At 47.6% G+C, this 23,572-nt stretch carries 22 protein-coding genes; 18 read left to right on the forward strand and 4 right to left on the reverse strand.

Annotation, left to right across the window (positions count from 1 at the left end; all coding sequences use genetic code 11):
- Positions 1 to 123 precede the first annotated feature (123 nt).
- A complete protein-coding gene (locus AOA63_RS13385; RefSeq protein WP_053960172.1) occupies positions 124 to 1,017 on the reverse strand; it encodes a MurR/RpiR family transcriptional regulator in 894 nt (297 codons plus the stop codon).
- Positions 1,018 to 1,253: 236 nt separating this feature from the next.
- On the opposite strand from AOA63_RS13385, the gene AOA63_RS20385 reads away from it, so the two are divergent.
- The 6 genes from AOA63_RS20385 (at position 1,254) to AOA63_RS13410 (ending at position 7,751) form a co-directional block, all read left to right on the forward strand.
- Positions 1,254 to 1,388: a hypothetical protein gene (locus AOA63_RS20385; RefSeq protein ID WP_278276982.1), complete on the forward strand. Its 135-nt coding sequence runs from the start codon at positions 1,254 to 1,256 to the stop codon at positions 1,386 to 1,388.
- Positions 1,389 to 1,474: 86 nt separating this feature from the next.
- Entirely contained in the window at positions 1,475 to 2,383 is a 909-nt protein-coding gene (locus AOA63_RS13390; RefSeq protein ID WP_053960173.1) for a carbohydrate ABC transporter permease, read from the forward strand.
- A 474-nt stretch (positions 2,384 to 2,857) separates the two neighbouring features.
- Positions 2,858 to 3,601 (forward strand): carbohydrate ABC transporter permease, encoded by a 744-nt coding sequence (locus tag AOA63_RS13395; RefSeq protein WP_242848338.1) that lies wholly within the window; start codon positions 2,858 to 2,860, stop codon positions 3,599 to 3,601.
- Positions 3,602 to 3,794: 193 nt separating this feature from the next.
- Positions 3,795 to 5,123, forward strand: a complete 1,329-nt coding sequence (locus AOA63_RS13400; RefSeq protein ID WP_082343970.1) for an ABC transporter substrate-binding protein — start codon at positions 3,795 to 3,797, stop codon at positions 5,121 to 5,123.
- Positions 5,124 to 5,542: 419 nt separating this feature from the next.
- Positions 5,543 to 6,589 (forward strand): serine hydrolase domain-containing protein, encoded by a 1,047-nt coding sequence (locus tag AOA63_RS13405; RefSeq protein ID WP_053960175.1) that lies wholly within the window; start codon positions 5,543 to 5,545, stop codon positions 6,587 to 6,589.
- Positions 6,590 to 6,689: 100 nt separating this feature from the next.
- Complete coding sequence (locus tag AOA63_RS13410; protein ID WP_053960176.1) at positions 6,690 to 7,751, forward strand: GNAT family N-acetyltransferase; 1,062 nt, start codon at positions 6,690 to 6,692, stop codon at positions 7,749 to 7,751.
- 159 nt (positions 7,752 to 7,910) lie between these two features.
- On the opposite strand, the gene AOA63_RS13415 is transcribed toward AOA63_RS13410, so the two are convergent.
- A complete protein-coding gene (locus AOA63_RS13415; protein ID WP_053960177.1) occupies positions 7,911 to 9,116 on the reverse strand; it encodes an IS110 family transposase in 1,206 nt (401 codons plus the stop codon).
- A 294-nt stretch (positions 9,117 to 9,410) separates the two neighbouring features.
- Between AOA63_RS13415 and AOA63_RS13420 the strand changes: the two genes are divergently transcribed.
- From AOA63_RS13420 to AOA63_RS13450, 7 genes are all read left to right on the forward strand, one after another.
- Positions 9,411 to 10,376: a GNAT family N-acetyltransferase gene (locus AOA63_RS13420; RefSeq protein ID WP_053960178.1), complete on the forward strand. Its 966-nt coding sequence runs from the start codon at positions 9,411 to 9,413 to the stop codon at positions 10,374 to 10,376.
- 38 nt (positions 10,377 to 10,414) lie between these two features.
- The gene (locus AOA63_RS13425) at positions 10,415 to 11,116 is read left to right on the forward strand and encodes a PIG-L deacetylase family protein (RefSeq protein ID WP_053960179.1); all 702 of its coding nucleotides are present in this window, start codon (positions 10,415 to 10,417) and stop codon (positions 11,114 to 11,116) included.
- Positions 11,117 to 11,169: 53 nt separating this feature from the next.
- Positions 11,170 to 12,360 (forward strand): exo-beta-N-acetylmuramidase NamZ family protein, encoded by a 1,191-nt coding sequence (locus AOA63_RS13430; RefSeq protein ID WP_053960180.1) that lies wholly within the window; start codon positions 11,170 to 11,172, stop codon positions 12,358 to 12,360.
- Between the two features lie 21 nt (positions 12,361 to 12,381).
- Positions 12,382 to 13,986 (forward strand): glycoside hydrolase family 3 protein, encoded by a 1,605-nt coding sequence (locus AOA63_RS13435; RefSeq protein ID WP_082343972.1) that lies wholly within the window; start codon positions 12,382 to 12,384, stop codon positions 13,984 to 13,986.
- A gap of 22 nt (positions 13,987 to 14,008) precedes the next feature.
- The gene (locus AOA63_RS13440) at positions 14,009 to 14,779 is read left to right on the forward strand and encodes a glucosamine-6-phosphate deaminase (RefSeq protein WP_053960182.1); all 771 of its coding nucleotides are present in this window, start codon (positions 14,009 to 14,011) and stop codon (positions 14,777 to 14,779) included.
- Positions 14,780 to 14,948: 169 nt separating this feature from the next.
- Complete coding sequence (locus tag AOA63_RS13445) at positions 14,949 to 15,338, forward strand: HIT family protein (protein WP_053960183.1); 390 nt, start codon at positions 14,949 to 14,951, stop codon at positions 15,336 to 15,338.
- Positions 15,335 to 16,291 (forward strand): NAD(P)H-dependent flavin oxidoreductase, encoded by a 957-nt coding sequence (locus AOA63_RS13450; RefSeq protein ID WP_053960184.1) that lies wholly within the window; start codon positions 15,335 to 15,337, stop codon positions 16,289 to 16,291. The genes AOA63_RS13445 and AOA63_RS13450 overlap by 4 nt, the downstream gene beginning before the upstream one ends.
- Positions 16,292 to 16,518: 227 nt before the next feature.
- Here the strand turns inward: AOA63_RS13450 and AOA63_RS13455 are convergent, their stop codons facing one another.
- Entirely contained in the window at positions 16,519 to 18,414 is a 1,896-nt protein-coding gene (locus AOA63_RS13455) for a glycosyl hydrolase family 18 protein (RefSeq protein ID WP_053960185.1), read from the reverse strand.
- Positions 18,415 to 18,823: 409 nt separating this feature from the next.
- On the opposite strand from AOA63_RS13455, the gene gmk reads away from it, so the two are divergent.
- Genes gmk through AOA63_RS13470 form a run of 3 tightly spaced genes read left to right on the forward strand, consistent with a single transcriptional unit; the run spans position 18,824 to position 20,782 of the window.
- Positions 18,824 to 19,423, forward strand: coding sequence for a guanylate kinase (gmk, locus tag AOA63_RS13460; protein ID WP_053960186.1), 600 nt, complete (start codon positions 18,824 to 18,826; stop codon positions 19,421 to 19,423).
- The gene (locus tag AOA63_RS13465) at positions 19,424 to 20,500 is read left to right on the forward strand and encodes a glycosyltransferase family 4 protein (RefSeq protein WP_053960187.1); all 1,077 of its coding nucleotides are present in this window, start codon (positions 19,424 to 19,426) and stop codon (positions 20,498 to 20,500) included.
- Between the two features lie 15 nt (positions 20,501 to 20,515).
- A complete protein-coding gene (locus AOA63_RS13470) occupies positions 20,516 to 20,782 on the forward strand; it encodes a hypothetical protein (protein ID WP_053960188.1) in 267 nt (88 codons plus the stop codon).
- Here the strand turns inward: AOA63_RS13470 and AOA63_RS13475 are convergent.
- On the reverse strand, positions 20,779 to 21,303 hold the full coding sequence (locus AOA63_RS13475) for a flavin reductase family protein (protein WP_082343974.1): 525 nt from the start codon (positions 21,301 to 21,303) through the stop codon (positions 20,779 to 20,781). The genes AOA63_RS13470 and AOA63_RS13475 overlap by 4 nt on opposite strands.
- A gap of 60 nt (positions 21,304 to 21,363) precedes the next feature.
- On the opposite strand from AOA63_RS13475, the gene AOA63_RS13480 reads away from it, so the two are divergent.
- Together AOA63_RS13480 and AOA63_RS13485 are read left to right on the forward strand one after the other, a co-directional pair.
- Positions 21,364 to 22,557 (forward strand): thiolase family protein, encoded by a 1,194-nt coding sequence (locus AOA63_RS13480; RefSeq protein WP_053960190.1) that lies wholly within the window; start codon positions 21,364 to 21,366, stop codon positions 22,555 to 22,557.
- Positions 22,532 to 23,572: a rhodanese-like domain-containing protein gene (locus AOA63_RS13485; protein WP_053960191.1), complete on the forward strand. Its 1,041-nt coding sequence runs from the start codon at positions 22,532 to 22,534 to the stop codon at positions 23,570 to 23,572. The genes AOA63_RS13480 and AOA63_RS13485 overlap by 26 nt, the downstream gene beginning before the upstream one ends.

Here is a 23,572-nt window from a genome sequence, read left to right on the forward strand (position 1 = left end):
TATCCATAACATAATCGTACCCTCCCGATTAGATTGTTCTCATCATACCCAGTTTTTACGCAAAAATCAAAGCCAGTTGGAGGAAATCTTCCGGTCGCCCGTAATGTGATGAGGGCATATTTTTTACGCATCGGTATCTTCTGCCGTCTCGGGAGGAGAAACGCGGTGAGGACGGACGGCTTCTAAGGTGTCAACGAGTTTGCTTTCGGCTTCTTCTGCTAAAGTATTGGCCAAAGCGAATAATAAAGCGCTCATGGCGGTTAAGGAAGCAATGAGGGAAGAACTGGCACCGATTCGGGGAGATGCCTCGTAGGCATAAACATAAATCGGTAAATCAGCCAGTCGTGACAGAGGATTTTTACGATCAAAACGGGTCAGTGCAGCAATAAAAGCTTGGCGTCTTCGGGCTAATTGAACAAGTTCTAGCACTTCAGACGTTTCTCCCGAATAGGATACAGCTAAAAATATGTCATCAGCAGTGAGTTGACCAACGATAGTGGCCATGACATGAAAGTCTTCGGCAAAAAAAACTGGGAAACCGAGGCGCCATAATTTTTGCTGGAAATCTTTCACCACAATTGCTGAGGCTCCAATTCCATAAGAGACGATCCACCGGGCTTTTTTAAGTCGTTGCACGATGGTGTCGATATCATTTTCACGCATGTCATTGAGAGTGCGATTAATGGCCATGATGGTGTTGCGTTTTAATGATTGGATGGAACGAGACAACGGCGTGGACGGATCAATTTCCATAAACCGGGATGTGGGAGGACGCTCTTCACGCGTTATGTCGGCAACCACTGCAACTTTCAAACTTTGGTAACCCGAGACCTGAATGGATTTGCACAACCGGATAACGGCTGCTTGACTACTCCCCGTGATGCGGGCCAAATCCTTAACGGTAAGATCGACGAGTTGTTGAGGGTTTTCAAGAATCCAGCGAGCAATCCGTGCTTCAGAATTGGCCAGCGTGGGCAGTGTACTGCTGAGGCGGTCCAAAACGCCAGAAATAGCCACTCAAGAATTCCTCCTACCTTGATCGGATAGCCTTGATAAACATGAAAATTTGTCAGCTGTGATGAATTATTTTTTCAGCATATTGGTTCAAATTTTGAAATATGATAACATAAAATTAGAAAAGCTTACAGATTATTCTTGATTGATTTACGCCGAAATAGATTTTTATGCTCCAGGTATTCTGAAAATTATGGATAAATGCGTACCCACGAGAATTCTTAAGAGGAGCGAGACTGATGAAAAAAGCCATCGGGCTAGTATTAGTGGCGAGTGTTGGTGTTATGGCAGCCGGTTTTGGCGCATCTCCAACTCAAAGTGCTGCTTCCGGTACGTTTACGACAATTGATGAAAGCCATGGCATTAGTTTCTAAGATTGGTTGGCAATAAAAGTCCAGGAAGCTCTTCAACCTGCAGACGCTAACTTCACGAAGTGTTCGGCTGAGAAGGAGGGAGATTAGTGCGTCAAAAGTATGTCGTGTTAAGTTTCATTACTCCAGCATTTGTTGTGTATCTACTCTTCATAGTATATCCATTTTTGGAAAGTTTTCGGTATAGCTTATATAATTGGACTGGTGTTGGCGCTCTCACACATTTTCTTGGCCTCCGCAACTATGCTTATGTCTTACTGTCCAAGCAGTTTTCGGGATATTTTTGGCGGGCTGTCTTCCACAATCTATATTTCTTTGCGCTCTCAATGATTTTGACATTGGGAATTGGATTGGGCCTTGCTGTCGCATTAATGGCAATTTCTGAACGACGAGCTCGGTGGTTTCAGTCAATTTATTTTATACCGCTTGTGATTCCGCCGGTGGTAGTGGCCTATTTGTGGGCCATTTACTTAGAGCCGAATTATGGGTTGATAGCTGACTTAGGGGCGATGCTCCACCTCCACCTTCTCCAACTACCATTTTTGGGATCAGAGTCTTTAGCTCTGCCGACCATTGCAGTAATTACGGCTTGGGCAGGAATGGGATTTCCTATTTTGGTTTTTTTAGCGGCGTTAATCGATATACCTAAAGATTTATATGATGCAGCAACTATTGACGGAGCAAACGCGTTTCATACTTTCTTTTCGGTTACTCTGCCTCTTATTCGACCAACCATTTATACCATTATGACACTAAACTTCATTGGCAGTTTCGGCACATTTGATCTTATTTACATTTTAGAAGGCACGCAAGCAGGACCAAATTATGCGACAGATGTACTTGGCACATTATTTTATCGTACCGCCTTCGGAGGATTTGGTACCACGGCACAAAATATGGGTTTAGCAGCAGCACTGGCTGTGGTGGGATTTGGGTTGGTTATGATAGCATCCACAGTATTTGTATATTTGCAAAAACACGCTGTTATCGAGTATTAAGAGATTTTGTTAATACCGGATGCGAATAAATTAGGAAACTAAATTTCAAGGAGATGGTAAATTGTGAATCTGAGCGTAAAGCCGCAATTTGATGTAAGTCATTTTCGTCTGCGGGACTTCAGTAAATATTCGGGTCACTATGGAACCAAGGGTACGAGCAGATCATATTTTGCGAAGTGTGCAACATAGCGTAATGATCAAAAGCATTTGATCCGTCTATTTGGACGGATGTGTTCCAAAGCTTGATGCACATACGCATTCACAATTGTCTTCGAGGATTGTGTGCACTTGCCCAAGCCATGATGAAAGGCGAAAAATCACAATAGTGCGTCAGACATGCGATTTAATATTGGCCAACTACTGGAAACGTTGAACTTGCGCCTATTGAAAGAGAGGAACTTTGTGAATCGATCCATCGTTGTGTACGCTATTCTAATTTTATATGCCATTCTTGTTATTTTTCCTCTTGGAAACATGATTTTATTATCTTTCAAAAGCCTTGGTGGTATTGTAGGTCATCCACTCAGGTGGCCTAGTCATTGGTATGTATCCAATTATGAAGAAGCATGGCAAGAAGGAAATTTGCTGGATTATCTACTAAACACTACATTTGTGGCCATGATTTCGGTTACTGTGATTTCATTTCTGTCATCTATGGCAGCTTATGCGATTGCACGTTTTCATTTCCGCGGGAACCAATTCATCTATTTGATGTTTTTGGCTGGATTAGCGCTCCCTATTCAAATGATTGCCATACCATTATTTATTCTGATGCGACAATTGGATTTGCTTGACCATTTGGCTTCAGTTACCATCGTGTATATTGCTAGCGGACTATCTTTTAGTGTGTTTTTGTTAGTCAATTTTATTCGTAATATCCCGCGAGAATTGGAAGAGGCAGCTTTGGTGGATGGTGCCAGCTATTGGCAAATCTATTGGCATGTTGTCTTGCCCCTCATTCGTCCCTCATTATCTACAGTAGCTATTTTAAATTTCATAGCGGCATGGAACAACTTTTTCTTTCCTCTCATCTTGTTAACCAACCCGTCACGCATGACGGTAGCTGTTGGTGTGATGTTTTTTGTGGGGCAGTATGCCACACAATGGAATTTGCTCCTTCCAGCCTTGGTTATCGTGACGTTGCCTACGATGTTGGCATTTATTGTTGTGTCACGACAGTTTATTCGAAACATAATGGGTGGAGCAATTAAGTTGTAAAAAATCCCGTTAATTTCGTGCAAAAACAAATCTAGAAATTCAGATTGAATCAATCTCAATCAAGGAGATGGGAATTGTGAATCTGAAAGCGAAAATGCAGTCTGTTTTCGATTAGACGATTTGGAAATAATTAGCTCACAGACCATGTGCCTGGTGAAAGAGTCATAAATTTTAATCGAGGAGGTAATTCAGTATGAACGGAATTAGAAAAGGGGTTATTGTTGCAAGTTCTCTCGGATTAATATCTGGATTAGCGGGTTGTGGATCATCTTTTGCCCAAGGTCCTACGACTGTAACAATTTGGTCATGGCGTTCTCAAGACGCCGGAATGTGGAAAAAAGTACAGAACGCGTTGAATAAAGAAGGAGCTAATATTCGGATCGAATTTCGTGCAATTAGTCCCACGAGCTATGATTCTGTGCTTCAAACGGCAATGGATGGCGGCCAGGGCCCCGACATTTTCTACGGTCGGGCAGGGATAGGAACGATGGACTATGCTGCAGCGGGCATGATTAGACCGCTTAATAGGATTGTTAACTTTTCTGAAATAAATCCTGCTACGCTCGGGGCAGTTACCTACCGTGGACAATATTATGGGGTTCCTCTGGATGTAGAGACGATGGGAATATTTTATAACAAGGCCATGTTTAAGCGTTATGGGCTAGCTGTTCCACATACTTGGTCTCAATTAATTCATATTTGCACAGTATTGAAGAGTCATGGTATCACACCAATTTATTCTATGGGTCTGCAAGGTTGGATGCTAGCACTGGATTTTGATGAAATTGGTGCAACAATGATGGGCAATCACTTTACACGAGAATTGGTGAATCGGCAAGCAACATTTCAGTCGGCTCCGTATGTAAATGCACTATCCCATTACCAAGCGCTATCGAAATATATGGAACCAAATTTCCAAGCAGTAGGATCTGCGGACAACGAACAGCAGGTGGCTCTGGCGACTGGTAAGGCTGGAATGATTTTTGACGGAATTTTTGATGTACCAACTATACTCCAATATAATCCTCATTTGCAGTTAGGAATGTTTTTGGTTCCTCCTGTTAATAGCCATCAGCATCGACGCATTGACTGGTATGAAGATGCGGATTTAGCTATGAACAGTCATATTACTAGTTCGTCAGTCGTCAAGGCGTCTAAGATGATTTTGACCTATGCAGCTACACGGGCTTTTGGCCAGGATTTCTCCGACATTGCGGGGGAAATCTCAGCCGTAAAAGGCGTGCAAATTCCCCAAAAATATCCCTTGTCAGTTGAGGCTTATCACTGGTTTCAGTCCCGACCGATTAACCCTATTTTCGACATTCGTAGTGCAATGGATACACCACCCGTGAATGCGGCAAGTGTTACATCAAAAACCTCTAAGAATCCCACCCTCGACAAAGGCATCTTTACTGCAGAATCAACGTACATGTTGCCGTTGCTAGAGCATAAGTTAACCCCCAAGCAAGCTGCCAAAAAAATTCAGCGGATGGTGTCTTGGTATTTTGACCAGAAAAAATAGACGCTGAGACTACTGTGGTTGTATGAATTGGAGATTTTCTGTCAGAGTCCCAAATTATGCTGAAGGCGATAAAGTAGCGACATGATTTCTGGTTTAGGTTTGATTATTCTTGTGTTTTGAGTATTTTTAGCGTTAACCCATCTCCCTAACTACTGATGAGGATGTAGAGATTCAAGACAGCGTGTGTCTGTATGAACCGCGCTGTCCTTTTGCCCAGGATCAATGCCGGCAAACACGGCCCCGTTTGCAAGGGGATGGGCACGCTCATGCATGCCATTTTCCTACCATTCGGCGCGTCGTCCCAACATCGCTAACAGACAGGTCTTGAATTTGGGAGAACTTTGGGACGCATAAAGCATAAGATCCCCTGGCGTGAGATCAATAATCCATTTTGAGAGGACATTGACGACAATAAGGAGGTGAGCATTACGGAGAGATTTTATGAGGTCAAACACCTTCTCAATCACAGCATTGAACACCAACAGGTTCCTGGTGTGGTGGCCTGGCTGGGGCGATATGACAACGTACTGTTTCGTTATCACTATGGCTATGCCCAGATTTATGGCGTAAAGCGAGAAATGACGCCTGAGACCGTTTTTGATCTGGCGTCATTGACCAAAGTCGTAGCGACCTTACCCGCGGTTTTATTGCTCGTGCAAACCGGTCAATTGTCCTTAGAAGCATTTTTATCTCGATATTTTTCCGCTTTTCAAGACGGCATGAAATCCAAAGTGCGCGTTATCCACTTGTTAACGCATACCGCCGGCTTGATCTCCCATAGGCCGTTTTACGAGGAAGCTCAGGGCTTTCAAGAAATTGTGAATCGGGTTGCGAGCGAGCCTTTGCGTTATGAACCTGGCACTCGCGTTGTTTACAGTGATTTAGGCTTTATGCTGTTAGGAGCTTTAGTCGAAAAGATCAGTGGACAGTCGTTATCAGATTTTTGTACCCAGCAAATCTTTGAACCTTTGGGAATGCACCAGACGCGCTTTCAGCCTGCTGGGGAAAAAATAGATTTTGCTGCGACGGAAGTGGTGGACAGCCACCCTTTGGTAGGAATTGTGCACGATGAAAATGCTCGGGCGATGGGAGGGATTGCGGGTCACGCGGGGTTATTTTCTACGGCTCAGGATTTAAGCCGATATCTTGCCATGTGGGTCGGTCGAGAAGGTCCTCTTAAGGAGATTGTCAAAGACCGTGCGCTGGATTCGTATACCACTGAACTTGGTGGGGTCCGGGGTTTAGGATGGGTTTTGCGGCGTGATAGCTACGATATTGCCGGAGATTTATGGCCGGAAACCACTGTAAGCCACAGTGGATTTACGGGAACATCTCTGGTTTTTGACAGGGCTTCGGGGTATTGGGCCATTTTATTGACCAACCGAGTGCATTTTGGCAGGCAAACAGAGATTAATGATTTTCGCCGTCGTTTCCATAATGTTGCAGCAGCCTGCTTGTTCGGCTAAATCCACGCTAGAGAATCCATTTAAACCGCGGTGGATTTTGGGTAATCTCACCTTTTGTCATTATGAATCATAATCCCAAATAGGAAAGAGATGAATAAAAATGACTCGGCCAATTTCAGTTCAGCGAGCCCAACCGGGGATGGTAAAAATTTTGGGAGAGATGATTGATCGTGTGTACCGACCCGAGAAAACGCCAGGAGAAGGAATGCCCAAGGAATTTCCGCATCTCTTTCATCCGGATAATGCGCACAATTTATTTTATGCCGAAATAAATTCTATCCCAGTGAGCATGGTTGCTGTATTGAAACAAACGGCGATTATTCCCGGAGCCCATATTCCTGTGGCATCGATTGGCAGTGTTGTGACTTTGCCGGAATATCGTGGCCAAAAATTGGCTACGACGATTTTACAATCGGTTTTTGATGTCATGGAGCAAGAAGGCCAAGCCCTATGTTTGATTTCAGGTGACCGGGATTTGTACCTCAGACAAGGCGCAAGAAAAATCGGCCGGATGTATACGGTCCATATCGATACTGCGGCCCTGGCCCGCGAATCTTCATCAGATGGTGCTGTGCGGATCATAGATGCCCATAGACGACAGCGTTATGCTCCCATTTTGGCGCACATCTACCAACAGGAAAATTACCGGTTTCAACGCCGTGTCGACCAGATGGCGATATTATTGGATGCCCTGTGGTTTAAGCGCCCGCATTTTCGTCAAGAACTGTTTGTGATCGAATCAGAATCTTCTATTGAGGGGTACCTTGTGGTGTTCGTCAGAGAATCCGAACCCCAGCATGGGGTGATTATGGAATGGGCTGGGAACCGTGAGCGAATGCCATGGGCTTTAGCGCAAGTCAAGAGGCAAATGGATCTCGAACATATCACCTTTCATATTCATGCGATGGATTATTGGATGCAATCGGTAGCGATGGCGCAAAACTGGGTGATGCAGGAAGAACCCATTCAAGGCACCGTTAAAGTGGCCAATGCTGCGGTGTTAGTTCATGCATATGCCGCGTATCTTGAGGAACACGGTCAAGACATTATCAGTCTTCAGAATCTTTCCGGCGAGGCGCTTTTAAGCCGTTTATTTGGACCACCCTTTGAAGACAGCTTAAATCTTCCCTTTATTTTGACTGACGATCTGAATTATATCTAGCCCTTGGTCCTTGATTGAATACGAAGACAAGAACGGAAAGACGGTCTATGTCAATCCTGTGGATAACCAATATTTTTCCGTGTTGGGATGATTTAGGCCATGGGATATGAAGCGGTGGCCGATTGGCGATCGCCGGGGCGCATGCGAATCCGTCCCGGGCTAGGAGGCATGCTGCGCGCGGTCGGCCAAAAATCGGGATTCATCATAGTGTTGGCCCGTCTTCCACATACGGAAGACAATGCGAAGCCAGACATTGCCTAAGGCGCGCAAGGCGGCATGATGGCCATGACCCCGGGAGCGATATTGCTCGTAATACTGGCGAGCCCAGGGACAATGCGAGAGGGAGGAGAAGGCGAATTGATGGACCGTGGCGCGAAAATGCTTGTCACACGCACGCCGCATATGCACCCGTTTCAGCTTGCCGCTTTGGTAAAGCACCGGACTCGTGCCGGCCAAGGCTTGAGCCGCCTCTGCCCGCTCAAACCGGTCCCGATCGGGACCGAACCCGGCCAGGAGGCGAGCGCCCAAGGTCACGCCCACGCCGGGCACACTCGTCCAGAGGTCAGCATCCGGGTTCGCCAAAAAAAGCTTTTCGAGGTGCTTGCGCAAAGCCCGTTGCTCGGTCTGCAAGGCTTGCAACTGAGCCACCCATGCCCGCACCGCCCACATTTGGGCTCGGCGCTTGCCGGGAGAAGCCTCCAAGGCTCGCTGCTGCAATGCACTCCAGATGCGCGGCGCTTCTTGCGCGGCCCGCGCGTATCGGTGTTGCCGCAGCCAGGTGATCAGATCACTCAGCGCGATGTTGCGGGCCTCGACGGGATCGGGCCAAGCGGCCAAAAAGGCCAAGGCGACAGGACGATTGATCTCCGCGAAAGCGGCCAGCACCTGCGGGTAATAGCTCTTCAGCGCGGCCGTCAGTTGATTGCTCAAGCGCGTCATTTGCTGAGTCAAGTCCTCATCAATCCGCGTCAATTGACGCAGTTCGACCCAGTCTTCATCCGTAGGTCGCAGGGGCCGCAATTGATCCCGCTCATACCAGCCCAAGCGGGCCAAAATCGCTGCATCCAAGCGATCGGTTTTCGCTCCCGACGGTTTGCGACGCGCATCAGAGACTTTCGGGTTGACAGGATACACCCAAAACCCTGTGGTACTCAACCAATCGACCACCAGTCCTTGAGACGTCTCAATGACCACATGCACGTCCGTCCGGACGTGCTGGGCCCATGCCACCAACTGGGCTTCCAGGGCTTCCAACGCGTCGCGTGTTTGATTCACCTGGCCGACCCACAGCGTATGTCCAGGCCGATCTTGGACCACCACATCATGATGGTCATCGGCCCAATCCCACCCGACGACGATTTCCATGTCTACCGCCTCCTTAATCAGATGCCCGCAGGACGCACTAGCCTTATTTATCACCAGATGTGGCAGGGACCCACCAATCAACCGGTCTATGAGTGGTTCCTCGGGGGCAAAGTGTCCCGGAAAGGTGACTCTTTCTGTAGCGATCGCATCGCGAGGAGAATAGGCCTTTTCCGGAAAAGGTGACCATCTATTCCTTTTGATCATGGATGAAAGGTTCGACGAGATCCAGTGGCTCGTCACAAATCTTTGACAAAGTTATCCACCACTGAGACTAACAAATAAGGAGAACGTGGCATGTTCATTCGTTCTTATCGTCCCGGAGATGAAGTCCTTTTGGTTGATGTCTGGAATAGGACTTTACCGCAAGATGGTATAACCCTAGAGCGATTTACTCAAAAAGTCTTGCTTGATCCCAATTTTCGTCCGCAAGGGCTGTGGGTTGCAGAGCATGAAGGTGACCTTGTGGGTTGGATCTTAGCTGTGATTGAGTATCGGGACACCTCAACGAGTCAATCAGCTTCTGGAGCAGAGGAACAAGGATGGATCACCACCTTTGGGATCGCACCTGAATATCAAAAATTAGGGATTGCGCATCAATTATTAAAGCACGCCGAACAATATTTTTTGGCGCATCACCGCTACCAGGTGATTTTTTCGACCTATACCCCGCATTATTTCCTTCCTGGCCTGGATGCGAATCGGTATCCCCGGGCTTATGACTGGTTGTCGAAGCAAGGCTTTACAGTGCTCTATTCTCCAGTAGCCATGGACAAAAATCTTGTGGAATATTCGGTGCCTAAAGACGTTCATCTCCAACAACAAGAATTAGAGCGACAAGGGTTTGTCATTGGACCCCTTAAATCCTCTCAGATTTGGCCCTTGTTATTGTTTTTACACCAAGAATTTGACCGAGACTGGGAAAGAGCGGTGAGGACGGCACTTTTAGGATCATTACCCTTATCGCAAATTTGGGTTATAGCCCGCGAAGACCATATTGTGGGATTTGCCATGTATGGCGGATATGATGATATTTCCGAACGGTTTGGCCCGTTTGGCGTGGCGAAAGCCTTGCGAGGCAATCATCTTGGGAAAGTGTTGTTGTACCGTACTTTAGAAGCTATGCAGCGTCAAGGTCTACATTCCGCATGGTTTCTATGGACCGGAGAGGAAGAGCCAGCGGGACAGCTTTATCTACAGGCCGGTTTTACTGTGACAAGACGTTTTCAGGTGATGGTGAAAACTCTCGTCCATGAACACTGAAAAACCTCGTAATTGATGCAGGGGAGGTTGAGATTATCATGAGGATTTTAGCTGTTGGAGCCCATGCCGGCGATATGGATTTAACGGCGGGGGCTGTACTCGCACAGCATGTATTGAACCACGACGAAGTCACACTCGTCCATTTTAATCCAGGAGAAAAAGGACATCCTAGATTACATCCCCAGGAATATGCAAAGCAAAAAATTGAGGAAGCGACGTTATTTGCACAACACATCGGTGCGCATGTCCGGTTTTTACCCTATCACGATGGTGAACTGACCGTGAATGCCGACACCATTTACGAAATGACCGACATTATTCGCGAAATTCGACCTGCAGTGGTGATTACTCATTGGAAAGAAAGTATTCATCCTGATCATGCCGCCGCACACCGCATCACGGAGCAAGCCTTATTTTATGCCAGTTTGAAATGGCATGAGCGAGCCTTACCTTCGCATTTTGTTCCCTATGTTTACTATGCAGACAATTGGGAAGATAGTGAGGGATTTGTCCCTGAAGTTTTTGTCGAAATTCATCCAGATGCCTATGAATTGTGGTTGCAAGCTATTTCACATTACGCTTTTGCCCGCGGCGAAATTACCCGCTTTCCCTATATCGCTTACTATCAAGCGTTAATGCAGGTCCGGGGTGCTCCCAAAGGCTTGGGTCGAGCCCAAGCTTTTATGGTTCCAGCCGGTGATTTACACCGCAAGGTACCATATTTAGGACCGCAGGCATAATCACCACACATAATTGCAAAATTATACACAATTGTACAAAGGAAGGTATCATAATGGTAAAACTGGGTATCGATCGTTTGATTAGCGAATATCCGTCATGGGTGACAGGCAGCCGAAGTGGTGTGGTGACCAATTACGCGATGACCGATGGCCAGTTGAATCCGGTTATTGATCGCCTCATTCAAGTATTTGGCTCCAATATTGTCAAATTGTTCGGCCCAGAGCATGGGATTCGCACAGCGAGTCCGGAAGGTGAGCATATTGACAGCGAGGTGGATGCGCATAGCGGACTGCAGGCGTTTAGTCTTTATGGTTCAAACCGAAAACCAACGGCGGAGATGTTAGCCGATCTGGATTTACTGATTGTTGATCTACAAGATATTGGCACGCGGTATTTCACCCACGTGAGTACCTTAAAAGGTGTCTTAGAAGCCTGTGACGAGAATCACGTGCGCTGTTTGGTGCTAGACAGACCTAATCCCATTTCCGGATCTATGGAAGGACGGTTAACCGAACCCGGATATTACTCGTTTGTAGGAAGTCTCCCAATTCCCGTCCGTCATGGATTAACTTTAGGCGAAATCGCACGGTGGCTGCAACGCACACGTTATCCTCTTTTGGATTTAAATGTGGTGCCCGTTGGCAATTGGCAACGTCAGCAATTTTGGGATGAAACCTCATTGCCCTTTGTGCCTCCTTCGCCCAATACTACAGGCATCGATATGATGCTACTATATCCAGGAACTTGTTTGTTCGAAGGAACCAATGTCTCCGTTGGCCGGGGAACAACTAAACCTTTTGAAATTATTGGCGCGCCTTATATCGACGGATTTACATTAGCCAAGCGCTTCAATCAGCAACAGTGGCCGGGAATCCACGCAAGACCCGTGTATTTTTTGCCGTGGCGGTCTCTTTATGCTAAGACTCTTTGTCAAGGGATCCAACTTCATGTGCTAGACCGCAAACTTCTAACTCCGTTCAGAATAGGTGTTTCCTTGGTGCAGTTAATTCATGACACCTATCCTGATCACTTTGCTTTTCTTAGACCAGCAGCTGATAACGATCCTCTTGATACTAACGATCATTATGCGAAATGTTGGTTCTTTGATTTGTTGGCGGGATCTGATGGATTGCGGCATGCGATTGAATCGGGTCATGGTCTTGAGTTCCTTGAGGATGAGGCGGGGCAATTAGAACAATTTCGTGATGAAGTCTCCCAAGATTTGTTATATCCCCAAAAATAATTGCGAAAAATGTGAGGTGTCATGATGTCTTACGATCTCAGGCGCTTAATTGGTCAATTGATGGTCTGTGGGTTTCCTAGTCCCTATGTCGATTCGCATGTGGAACAATTGATTCGTGAGTATCATGTGGGCAATGTGATCTTATTTTCCCGGAATATCGAGTCGTTTGATTCAACGAGGCACCTAACTCAGCAATTGCAGCAATTAGCCCAGGATTCAGGACAAACTCAACCGCTTTTGATTTGTACTGATCAAGAAAATGGTATGGTTTCGCGGTTCAGTAAAGATGTCCCCGGATTTCCCGGCAATATGGCTTTGGGAGCAACAGGGGACGACAAATGGGCTTATTCGGTAGGACATATGACCGGAGCATTTCTGGCATTGGCGGGTATCAATATGAATTTAGCACCCGTTTTAGATGTCAATAATAACCCCTTAAATCCGGTAATTGGCGTGAGATCATTCGGTGACAATCCAAAGAGGGTGGCCGAAATGGGCGTGGCAATGATTCGCGGGTTACAAGAATCCAACGTGATTGCCTGCGGCAAACATTTTCCCGGACATGGTGATACTCATGTCGATTCTCACCGGGATTTGCCCCGGATTCCCCATCATCTCGGGCGCATGAAAAGGATTGAATTGCACCCTTTTGAACAAGCCATTAATCAAGGACTTCCCGCCATTATGACGGCCCATATTGTTTTTGAGCAACTTGACGCAGATTATCCCGCCACCTTATCTCCTAAGGTTCTCCAAGGCTTGTTGCGTGAAACCTTAGGCTTTACTGGGGTGATTACCACCGATTGTCTTGAAATGCAGGCAATCTTAGGCACCGTCGGGGTAGGACAAGGAGCGGTCATGGCCCTTTTGGCCGGGGCGGATATGATCATGGTTTCTCATCACTTTGACCTGCAAATCGAAGCCATGAATGCGATTTATGATGCGGTGGTTAAAGGCCAATTGCCGGTAGCCCGCCTCGAAGAAGCCTATGGGCGTATTCAACGCCTTAAAAATAGCTTACGTGCCCCGCTTAATGCGCTTGAAGACCGTTTGCCCCTTTTGCGTGCCCAAGCCCTAGACTTGCAACAAGATGTGTCCCAGCATGCCTTGACCTGCCTGTATGATGGGATTGGTCTAAAAACAGAGCTTGGACCAACCCAAGATTTTCCCATTCCCCAAAAGGTCGCTGCCATCTTCGACACCGGAGCCTCTCCAATGATTGCCGCAGGACCAGAAACGGTGAATGCCAGTGTCGTGCAAAACATTCAAGCCGGTCTTTTAGGTGTCGAGGTAAGGGGATTCTCAGTCAATGAGGCATTAGATAATGCGGAAGAGGTATTGCAATATGACTGGTTAATCTATCTATCGCGTACACTGAGTCCAATCCAGCAAGACATAAGCCCTTTATTGCAGTCCCATCCCTATTCCGTGGTATGGTTGCTGCGCACGCCTTATCTCTTTCCCTTGTTCAAAGAGATGGGAGCCAAGCGAATTTATGCATTGTATGAAAATACTCCATGGATGATTCACGCAGCTCTTGGGGCCCTTCTCGGCCAGAAAACATGGGGTTCATTGCCCGTAGAGGTCAAACACTATCCCAGGGGTTACCAAGGATGCGCATCATAAAGCTCCAAGGATGGTGAGAGTTATGCACGTGGAAGTCTATAATGATCGGAAAACAGCGAGTCGGCGCATTGTGGATTTAGTGGCACGTCAATTATCGGCTTATCCGTATTCGGTTTTAGGACTTGCCACGGGTGCGACGGTCATTCCGATCTATGAGGAAATGATACAGCGGATTAATCACGCACATCTTGATCTGAGCCGCGTCCATACATTCAATTTGGACGAGTATATGGGGTTAAAAGATCCTAATCGCCATTCGTTTCACGCTTTTATGCGACACTATTTGTTTGATCCGGCGCATTTGAGTCCCGATCAAACCTTCTTTCCTTTTCCCCAATTTTCACAAGACCCACCGGGATATGATCGTCTGATCGAACAACATGGAGGTATAGATTGGCAACTTCTGGGCATTGGCCACAATGGCCACATTGGCTTTAACGAACCAGGCACCTCTTTTGATAGTGAGACGCATGTTGTGAAGTTGACGGAGAATACCCGCAAAGCAAACCGGAACTGGTTTGATGGGGATTGGCGTCATGTTCCCGAAGAGGCTCTAACCATGGGGCTCAAGACCATTATGCGCTCACGTACCATTGTGTTGGCGGCATTTGGCGCGAGCAAAAGCGCGATTTTAGCCAAGGCAGTTCATGGGCCCGTGTGTGTTGAGGTGCCGGCATCAATCTTACAATATCATCCACGCGTTTACATCATTTGTGATCAGGAGGCCGGGAACTTGTTACGCCCTGGCCCGTCCTTAAATTCCTCTAAACTTTCCCGGCAATTTGACGTTTAATCCCGTCATTACCTCAAGATGATGAATCATGCCAAGTCGCTGTGGCAGTGTTCTTTGTGTTGACCATTTTTACAAGAACGTTGAGAATACAATCAGAAGGAAAACCAACCTGCTAGCTATCAGGATCAACGATACGTCCCAATATGAGGGGAACAGAGGAGAGGGTGACATGGCGTCCATTTTTTCACAAATTATTGCGGGGGAAATCCCTAGTTTCCGTATTCGGGAAGACGACCATTTTCTTGCCTTTTTGGATATTCGGCCGGTAATGCCCGGACATACCTTGGTTGTACCCAAAAAAGAAGTGGATCACTTTTTCGATATGGATGATGAACTCTTGCAGGAAATTTTGATTTTCGCCAAACCGATTACGCGGGCCCTAAAAAGGGTGACAGGGTGTGACCGGGTGGCGGCGGTGGTCGCAGGTTTTGATGTTCCCCATGCTCACTTGCATCTTATTCCGGCTTTTGTCATGTCGGATTTAGATTTTACCAAAGCTACCCCAAGCACTCCGGAGCAATTAGAGAGCATGGCAGAAGAAATTCGGCGGGCATTATGATTCAAACACGAATTACGGAGTTATTACATATCAGCCGGCCAATTATTCAAGGGGGATTGGCCTATTTGGCTCGAGCACCTTTGGCTGCCGCCGTTTCTGAAGCAGGAGGACTAGGACAAATTACAGCCACAACCTTGGGAAATGAGCGCGAATTGCGACAAGAAATTCACGAGGTGCGTCAGCGTACCACGCAACCCTTTGGTGTCAATTTTGCTTTGGGTCATCGGCCGATCGATGATTTGTTGGATGTGGCTATTGAAGAACAGGTCCCAGTCATTTCGCTAACCGGGGGAAATCCCAAACCGTATGCTAGACGTATTACGGATGCAGGGATTCGTCTTCTGGTATTAACCGCTGGTGTGCGTGCTGCCAAGAACGCGGAAAGTTTAGGAGCCGATATAGTGGTGGCCGTGGGAGTCGAAGGTGGTGGTCATTTGGGCCGGGATGACGTGGGAACCATGGTCTTAACAAGAAAAATCGTAGAATCGGTGAAGGTTCCGGTCGTGGCTTCGGGCGGTATTGGGGATGGTTACGGCTTACTGGCGGCGTTAGCGCTCGGGGCTCAAGGAATCGAAATGGGTACGCGTTTTGTGGCAACAAAAGAGTGCCCTGCCCATCCTTCTTATAAAGAGCGGCTTATCAACACCCAGGAAAACGAAACACGCATTATCGAGCGCTCGATTGGAAGACCCGGGCGGGTCCTGCCTTCGCCCTATGTTGAAACCATTTTGGCGCACGAGCCAGCTTCATCGCTTGACGAATTATTGCCGTATATTTCCGGTGATAAAAACCGTGCCGCGGCTTTAAATGGTCAGTGGAATGAAGGGTTTGCCTGGGGTGGGCAAGTGACGGGACTCATTTCGGATATTCCATCTGTTCAAGAGCTTCTCGAACGAATGGAAGAGGAAGCCCTTAACATGTGGAAAACACTGGGAAAGATGTTTGATCGTTGAGGCAGAATCTTCCTGACAACCAGGTGTGTTAGGGCTAAACTCGATGAATTGAGAACGTGCAGTGAGTCTTTACAATGTCCCGGGGATCGTTGATTGTCTCACACAACATTTCATTATGGGCAAACATATTATGCCTGCTTGATTCTTTAGCCATGTCTGTGGATAAGAGAGGATCAAGCAGGCATATTTAGATGGCGCCCATGGCGTTTTAACAGACTGTGAGCGCTTTAAGATGGCCAATTCCCGGTGAATTGGGTCCAAAAATGAGGGGACTGGTATCCTAACCGCCAGAGAGTCATGCCCCCTAAATGGTCGGTCGATGCTGTCGTTAAGAGATCGATAATCGATTCAGTGTTTTCATCCCAAGCCATATTCTGGCCAATGTTATACATATCAATGGCGCTTTGTAAGGCTTGAGCTGTATGAGGACCATAGGTACCAAGATTTTGGGGATCTACATTAAACTCTTGTTGAAATTGGGCGACGGCTTTCTCCGTGTCCTGTCCATAACCTCCATCGGTCGCCAATAAGGCCGGGGGCGTTTGTTGATGGGATATGGCATAGCGTAATAAAACCGCATTGAGAAGAAATTGTAAATTTTGGACAAGGGGATTAAAGGTTGTCGGGTTGAACGATAAAGGCGCTGGCGGCGCGACGGCCAGAGTACCCGTATTAATTTCGAGAGCCTGTTGAGTCGGGTCCCAAACATATTGCCCTGATTGCTGGCTTAAGTTGGCGGCAATTGTCCGACTTGTAATTGCCTCCCCTCCTTGAAATCCCTGATTGGTGTATGTCCAACTTTGCCCATAAAGGGCTACGCCCAATAAGAGTTGGCTTGGAGAAATCCCGGTTTGAAGGGCGAGATGAATGGCGTTATCCACCCACGGTGCTCCAGCCGTGGGACCGGGATTGGGAGCCAGTGCACTGGGCGTGGTCGTGCTATATTCTGGGTAGGCTAAGAGGTCCAAATAATCGGCTGACTTAGCTAACCGAGCGTAGTCATAAGCGCTATTGGGCAAGGGCATAACGTCGACGGTGAGGGTTAACTTGGCCTGATGCAGTGCCTGCGCCAATTGCTTGACAAATGAAGTGAAATCAGGTCCCTGAGCCGCAGAAATACCCTCAAAGTCCAGCGTATAACCATTATACCCGTTTTGCACAGCGGTTTTGACCAGCGTGCTAATCAGGTTTTGCGGTTCGGAGCTCGCCCACCATCCGTTTGGGAAGGTGCCTGTCAATTGAATGGTTGGCCAGACCAACAGACGATGGGAGGTTGCATAGGCCATCACGGTTTGCAAGCTTTGGGAAGAGACAGTCGCCGAAAAAGGATTATTGCTTGTTGGATTGTAAGTGTACCACAGAGGAGCGATGACATTAAACGCACTCGCATGCTGCTGGATATCATACCAGGCGTGGCCCGGGCTGTTGGAAGAGACATGAAAATATCCATATGCGAGTGAAATGGGTTGAACATTAATACTGACGGTTTGAGACCAGACAGCGCCCTGGGCGTCATTCGGCGCTAAGGGATCTTTGGCATAAACAATGAGGTGGTAAAGACCCGATTGGTGAGGTGTAAAATTCCAGGTAGGAGTACTTTGATAAGGCCCACTAGATTTCCATTGACCTTCGGGATTTTGCCACCACCATTGGTAGACAGGACTGATAAGATTTGTGGCGTCGGCTTGAAGCAGCTCGGATTGTCCCGCCAGTAAGGTTGATGGGGCAGAGAGGCTAACTTGGCTTCCAATATTGAGGACAACAGAGCTTTGAGCCGCATGAGAATATTGTCCTTGTTGGAGTTGATTGGGATCTAGCGCATAAACGGCGATAATATAGCTTCCCGCCGGTAAAACTCCCAAATTGATCGTGTTATTTGTCGAGTAATTACGCAGGAGCGTCCATCCTTTTGTTGACTCCATCCAGAATTGAAATTGTGGTGTGCTGCCGTGACCATCGGCTTGTGCGGTGATGGTGACGCTGGTACCGGGCTTTAAATTCCCTTGGGGACCATGAATCACCAGTTGACTCGCATAAGGGGCAGACGCCGCGTGCGTTAGGGGAGATATGTTAAAAATGGTCAAAAAACTCGCGAATAGGGGGATTAGATGACGTTTCTTCATGGATGACCTCCTCAAAATCCGGAACAGATGATACCAAACCCAAAGCCCGATCCGTAATCAATTGAGATGGGAAACATCTAAAACATTATTATATATAAGATTTAGAAAGATTTCCCATGGTGTTTCTTTCCCCATTATAATGAACCATCTCAGTATGACCCAAAATTTAAGGACGCTTGTCATGCCATAGCCGACGCGAAGGAAAAGGATTAGATATTAAATGATGGTTGGTTTGTTGAGATGCGTTTCTGCCTTTTGGGACTGATTCAATAATCTTCTGCCGGAAAACTCGCAAAGCCCCTGATTCTGCCATGGCACGACGGCCTGTCCGGCAGTAGAATAAGAAAGACCCCGAGTTTTGGAAAATTGGTTACAATAGACGAAAGGGAAGATAACGACGGAGGACAAGGTGGAACCGATCTTATTTATTTTCACTGGACCATCGGGCGCAGGGAAGGGTTCAGTGATGCGTGCCTTATTACAAGATGATCCGACACTGCATAAAGTCGTGACATTTACGACCCGGGCACCTCGCCAAGGGGAAGTCGACGGATTTGATTACCGGTTTGTATCGGTTCAGGAATTTTTACAGCTCGTTGAGCAAGGGCAAATTTTTGAATATGAGAATGTTTACCGCGACCATTATTATGGATCACCCCGTGAACTATTTGTGGAAGGCCAGGACGGAATTATGGAACTCGATTACAAAGGGCGCCTGAAATATCAAGAACGTCTCAGACGCGTGGTTTCGATTTTTTTGTTACCCCCGAGCTTAGAAGAACTTAAAAAACGTATTCTCTCCCGCTCGAAGGTTTCAAACTTGGCGGCACGCTTAGACAACGCAGTAGAACAATTACGTCATGCCAAAAGTTATGACTATATTGTCAAAAATGATGATTTAGATGCATGTATTGCACGCGTCAAAGATATCATTCGCGTGGAACGCTTACGGCGCGACGGACAGTATCAATTAGATGAGATGATTCATCAGCTGCAGGATGATCACTAAATGCGCATAGCCATCATTGCTGACGCAGGCAGTGTCCATACCAGGCGCTGGGTCTGGGGTCTCAAACAACACGGTCACGACATTCGGATCTGGTCGGAAAGAGCGTGGGATGATTTTGATCACGGTGTGGTGCACCTTTTGCCCAAAGCATTACGATTCAGACGCGACGTGCCCGTGGCGGTTTGGCAACTGCGCCGCGAAATCCCTCAGTTTTCGCCAGATATCATTCATGCCCATTATATTTCTCATTACGGCTTATTAGCCGCATTAGCTCGGCTATCTCCTCCTTTAGTGATGTCAATATGGGGAGCCGATATCGAATGTTTTCCAAAGCGCCATGGATTGTTATCGCGAAGACTGACCCAATGGATTTTAGGACAAGCCGATGCCATTACCTGTTCAAGTCATTACTTAAAAACGATTAGTGCACGCTATACCAAAAAACCTCTTAGGGTTATTCCCTTTGGGATTGATTTACAGCGCTTTCGTCCTCATCCGCCCAATCAAGGGCCTGTGCGCTTTATAATCAATAAGGCGTTAGAGCCCGTCTACGGTATTGATCTCATTCTAACCGCGTTAAAAGACGTCCAAGGAGATTATGTGGTACGCATTTTGGGTGAAGGAAGCCAGCGGCAGACATTGTTATCGTTAGCAAAAACATACCACCTGGAGGACCGTATAATCTGGGTCGGGAAAGTGGGCCTAGATGAACTCCCGGACGTCTTGGCGTGGGGCGATGTCGGTCTTTACCCGTCACGCCGTGAGTCCTTTGGCGTGGCACCCTTAGAAATGATGGCCTTAGGACGAGCGGTGGTTGCTCATCGTTTGGGGGGACTCACGGAAGTTATAAATGACAATGTGACAGGTTTTTTAGTGGAGCCGGATAACATTCAAGCCTGGCAACAAATTTTGCAACAGATCGTCGACGATCCCAGTCGCATTCGGCAGATGGGTGAACAGGGTCCCGGATGGGTTGCCAGCCGCTACAATTTTGATGAGAATTTAACAAGCATGATCGCACTTTATGAACAGCTCAGGTTGACAAAGATATCACAAAAGAGGAAAACCAAAATATGAGGGGGATTATTATTAATGGATATCGTTGTGGTCAGCGTGGACCGTTCCAAACCGGATGTCGTGATCGCTAATACTTCGGTTGATCTTTTGCATTGCCGGATAACCATGCCAAAAACCGCCTTGAAGGCTTTAGGATACTCGGTATTTCGCCCCAAAGTCTTAAGGCCCTTAATTGATGCCATTATTATGCGACAAATTGAACGCCATAATGGGACCTTGCCTTTGGGCGGCATTGTGCTGGATGAAACCGATCTTGATGGCCTTCCCCGTTATGAAGGTTAAGGGATAAGGCCATCAAGTTGGTGATAATGTCCTTGATAAAAAATTAAGGGCCCATCTTCGCTTAAAATCTTAAATTCTTCGACATGGCAAATAACCAGGTCATGGTCCCCTTGAGGCGATATTTCCGTAACGTGACAAGCCAGGTAGGCTAAACTGTCGGCCAAATAGGGGATCCCGCTTCCAGCCCGTTCCAACCGTAAGCCATCAAAAGGATCGCTCGGGGGATGGGGCTGGGCGAAGACCTGACTCAAGATTTTTTGGGATTCTTTCAAAATACTAATGGTTAACGGGCGACTCGGGATCATGGCATTTTTCATCCGGGCCTTGTGGTCAATAGCTAAAAGAATCAGTGGGGGATGTAAGGACACTGACGTAAAGGAGTTTGCGGTCATGCCATGCAAAGAACCCTCAAGTTCAGCGATAACCACGGTGACCCCGGTTGCAAAATGCCCTAAGGTTTGGCGATATTGTTGGCTTTCCACTGGGATTTTCCTTTCTAGGTAACGCTTCCATGCTATCATGAGGTCAGCAAAAAGAAAACCAGATTGTCTTGACCGTCAGGACCAAGGGGGTTAATGAGAATGTTAGTATCGCGGTCCACAGAAATTTATCTCTTGGGGGGTGCCAGGACACCTTTTGGCACCTATGGGGGAGCATTTAGGAAGGTGGACTCCACGGAATTAGGGCGGATTGCCGCTGAGGCGGCTATCGCTAAGGTGGGTCTCATGCCCGAGGCGATTGATTTCTCCGTCATTGGCAATGTGATTCCTTCGAGCCGCGATGCGGCTTATACCGCCCGGCATATCGCTTTAAGTGCTAAGGTACCAGAGCATGCGCCAGCGTTAACGGTTAACCGTTTGTGTGGTTCGGGCCTTCAGGCTGCGATATCGGCAGCCCAGTCCTTGTTGTTAGGGGAGGGACATGCCGCGCTGGCTGGCGGAACCGAAAATATGAGTCAAGCTCCTTTTCACTTACGGAATAACCGCTTTGGCATCAAGGACGGACCACCGGAATTGACGGACGGACTTTTTGATGTGTTGACGGACATGGGCTGTGGCCTCGGCATGGGCATGACCGCAGAAAATTTAGCGGAAATATATCAAATTTCTCGCGAAGACCAAGATGCTTATGCCGCCTTGAGTCATCACCGGGCCACAAAAGCACAACGCTTGGGACGTTTCAACGAAGAAATTATAGGTGTACCGGTTGTCATAAAAGGGAAAACTGAAATGGTTTTGCACGATGAACATATTCGTCCAGAGACCAACGTGGAGACATTAGCCCGGCTCAAACCGGCTTTTAAGAATCCGGGGACTGTGACGGCAGGAAATTCCTCGGGAATTAACGACGGTAGTGCGATGGTGGTTCTGGCCACGGGAGATTTTGTCGCCGCCCATGGCCTAAAACCTTTAGCGCGACTTGTGAGTTATGGCATTGCCGGGGTTGATCCCAAGATTATGGGCATTGGACCTGTTCCAGCGTCACGGATTGCTTTAGAACAGGCTGGATTAGATATTGAGGATGTGGGTTTGGTGGAAATTAATGAGGCCTTTGCCTCGCAATATCTCGCGGTAGAACAAGAACTCCAACTGGACCGTGAGAAAACTAATGTGAATGGTGGTGCCATTGCGCTTGGCCATCCCGTGGGCGCGTCAGGTGCCCGGTTGCTTTTGACTTTGGCATTGGAATTACATCATCGCCAACAACAATTTGGACTGTTATCGCTCTGCATTGGAGGAGGCCAGGGGATTGCGGCCGTTATTGAAGCGGTCTAAAACGATTTTCGGGATCGGTGTCATGAGTGTTCTCGTAAGTGTTGGCGCCATAGGGATTGTTCGGCCTATCTCGCACCATGTCATGGGCCCGGACAGTCCCTATGGGTTAAATGGCCCGTGGCGCACACGCTTGATGCACTATTTTAGCGATGCGGCCATCCATAATGCGTATCAACTGAATGCGTCAACTCTTAAAGCGTTAATGGCTCACCGTTACAGGCGCCATCAACCCTTGCTGTTATTAGACGTGCGGCAAACAAACGGTCCGGAAGGATTTCGGCAAGGACATATTGCGGGGGCTCAAAACATTCCATTGCAAAATTTTGGCCCTGAATTGAGCAAGTGGGTTCATGCGTCGCCCACCTCTCCCTTATGGCACGAACCGATTGTGGTCATGTGTTATGACGGTGATGGAGCCAACCTCGTTACCGTGATTTTGCGACTTTTTGGCTTTCACGCATGGAATTTGCGGGGAGGCATCGGCAGTTGGAATCAGCATATGGCAATCTGGCGGCACAATGCTCCAGTCAATTGGCCCACAGCTTCTGGAAATGGCAAGGAGCTTGCGCTAACCAGTTCTCCAAAGCCCGGACCAGATCGTTTGCCTGCGCATTTCGTGCGCTCTGTGCGCACCATATTCACCCGCCTCTACCATCCCTATCCTTTAGGCTACGGCTATCCTTGGACCATCGATCCAGGAGCTTTGTATGCGGCATTACACAGTGCCGACAGGCCTGAAGTGATTGATTTAAGAGGAGCCGAAGCCTTTCGACACGATCATATTGCTGGGAGTATCAATATTCCTTTTGAGACCCTTGGGCAACACTTGAATCTCATTCATCCTAAGGGAAAAATCGTATTGGTGTCCCAAACTTTGCAAACGGCATCTCAAGCGAATACCATTTTGCGCTTGCTAGGGTATCACAGTTATGTGTTGAAAATGGGCATGGCCGGATGGCAGCCGGCAACCTTTTCTGGGCCAGGCTCCCATCGATTTCCTCTGGTTCAAGGCTAA

Origin of the sequence: Sulfobacillus thermosulfidooxidans, from assembly GCF_001280565.1 — a bacterium.
Classification (GTDB): Bacteria; Bacillota; Sulfobacillia; order Sulfobacillales; family Sulfobacillaceae; genus Sulfobacillus; species Sulfobacillus thermosulfidooxidans_A.

Excerpts from the sequence above, each read along its gene's own strand:
- AOA63_RS20385 (WP_278276982.1), top strand. The coding sequence starts at position 1,254 with ATGAAAAAAGCCATCGGGCTAGTATTAGTGGCGAGTGTTGGTGTTATG.
- AOA63_RS13395 (WP_242848338.1), top strand. The coding sequence starts at position 2,858 with ATGATTTTATTATCTTTCAAAAGCCTTGGTGGTATTGTAGGTCATCCA.
- AOA63_RS13400 (WP_082343970.1), top strand. The coding sequence starts at position 3,795 with ATGAACGGAATTAGAAAAGGGGTTATTGTTGCAAGTTCTCTCGGATTA.
- AOA63_RS13410 (WP_053960176.1), top strand. The coding sequence starts at position 6,690 with ATGACTCGGCCAATTTCAGTTCAGCGAGCCCAACCGGGGATGGTAAAA.
- AOA63_RS13415 (WP_053960177.1), bottom strand. The coding sequence starts at position 9,116 with ATGGAAATCGTCGTCGGGTGGGATTGGGCCGATGACCATCATGATGTG.
- AOA63_RS13420 (WP_053960178.1), top strand. The coding sequence starts at position 9,411 with ATGTTCATTCGTTCTTATCGTCCCGGAGATGAAGTCCTTTTGGTTGAT.
- AOA63_RS13425 (WP_053960179.1), top strand. The coding sequence starts at position 10,415 with ATGAGGATTTTAGCTGTTGGAGCCCATGCCGGCGATATGGATTTAACG.
- AOA63_RS13430 (WP_053960180.1), top strand. The coding sequence starts at position 11,170 with ATGGTAAAACTGGGTATCGATCGTTTGATTAGCGAATATCCGTCATGG.
- AOA63_RS13435 (WP_082343972.1), top strand. The coding sequence starts at position 12,382 with ATGATGTCTTACGATCTCAGGCGCTTAATTGGTCAATTGATGGTCTGT.
- AOA63_RS13440 (WP_053960182.1), top strand. The coding sequence starts at position 14,009 with ATGCACGTGGAAGTCTATAATGATCGGAAAACAGCGAGTCGGCGCATT.
- AOA63_RS13445 (WP_053960183.1), top strand. The coding sequence starts at position 14,949 with ATGGCGTCCATTTTTTCACAAATTATTGCGGGGGAAATCCCTAGTTTC.
- AOA63_RS13450 (WP_053960184.1), top strand. The coding sequence starts at position 15,335 with ATGATTCAAACACGAATTACGGAGTTATTACATATCAGCCGGCCAATT.
- AOA63_RS13455 (WP_053960185.1), bottom strand. The coding sequence starts at position 18,414 with ATGAAGAAACGTCATCTAATCCCCCTATTCGCGAGTTTTTTGACCATT.
- AOA63_RS13465 (WP_053960187.1), top strand. The coding sequence starts at position 19,424 with ATGCGCATAGCCATCATTGCTGACGCAGGCAGTGTCCATACCAGGCGC.
- AOA63_RS13470 (WP_053960188.1), top strand. The coding sequence starts at position 20,516 with ATGGATATCGTTGTGGTCAGCGTGGACCGTTCCAAACCGGATGTCGTG.
- AOA63_RS13475 (WP_082343974.1), bottom strand. The coding sequence starts at position 21,303 with ATGATAGCATGGAAGCGTTACCTAGAAAGGAAAATCCCAGTGGAAAGC.
- AOA63_RS13480 (WP_053960190.1), top strand. The coding sequence starts at position 21,364 with ATGTTAGTATCGCGGTCCACAGAAATTTATCTCTTGGGGGGTGCCAGG.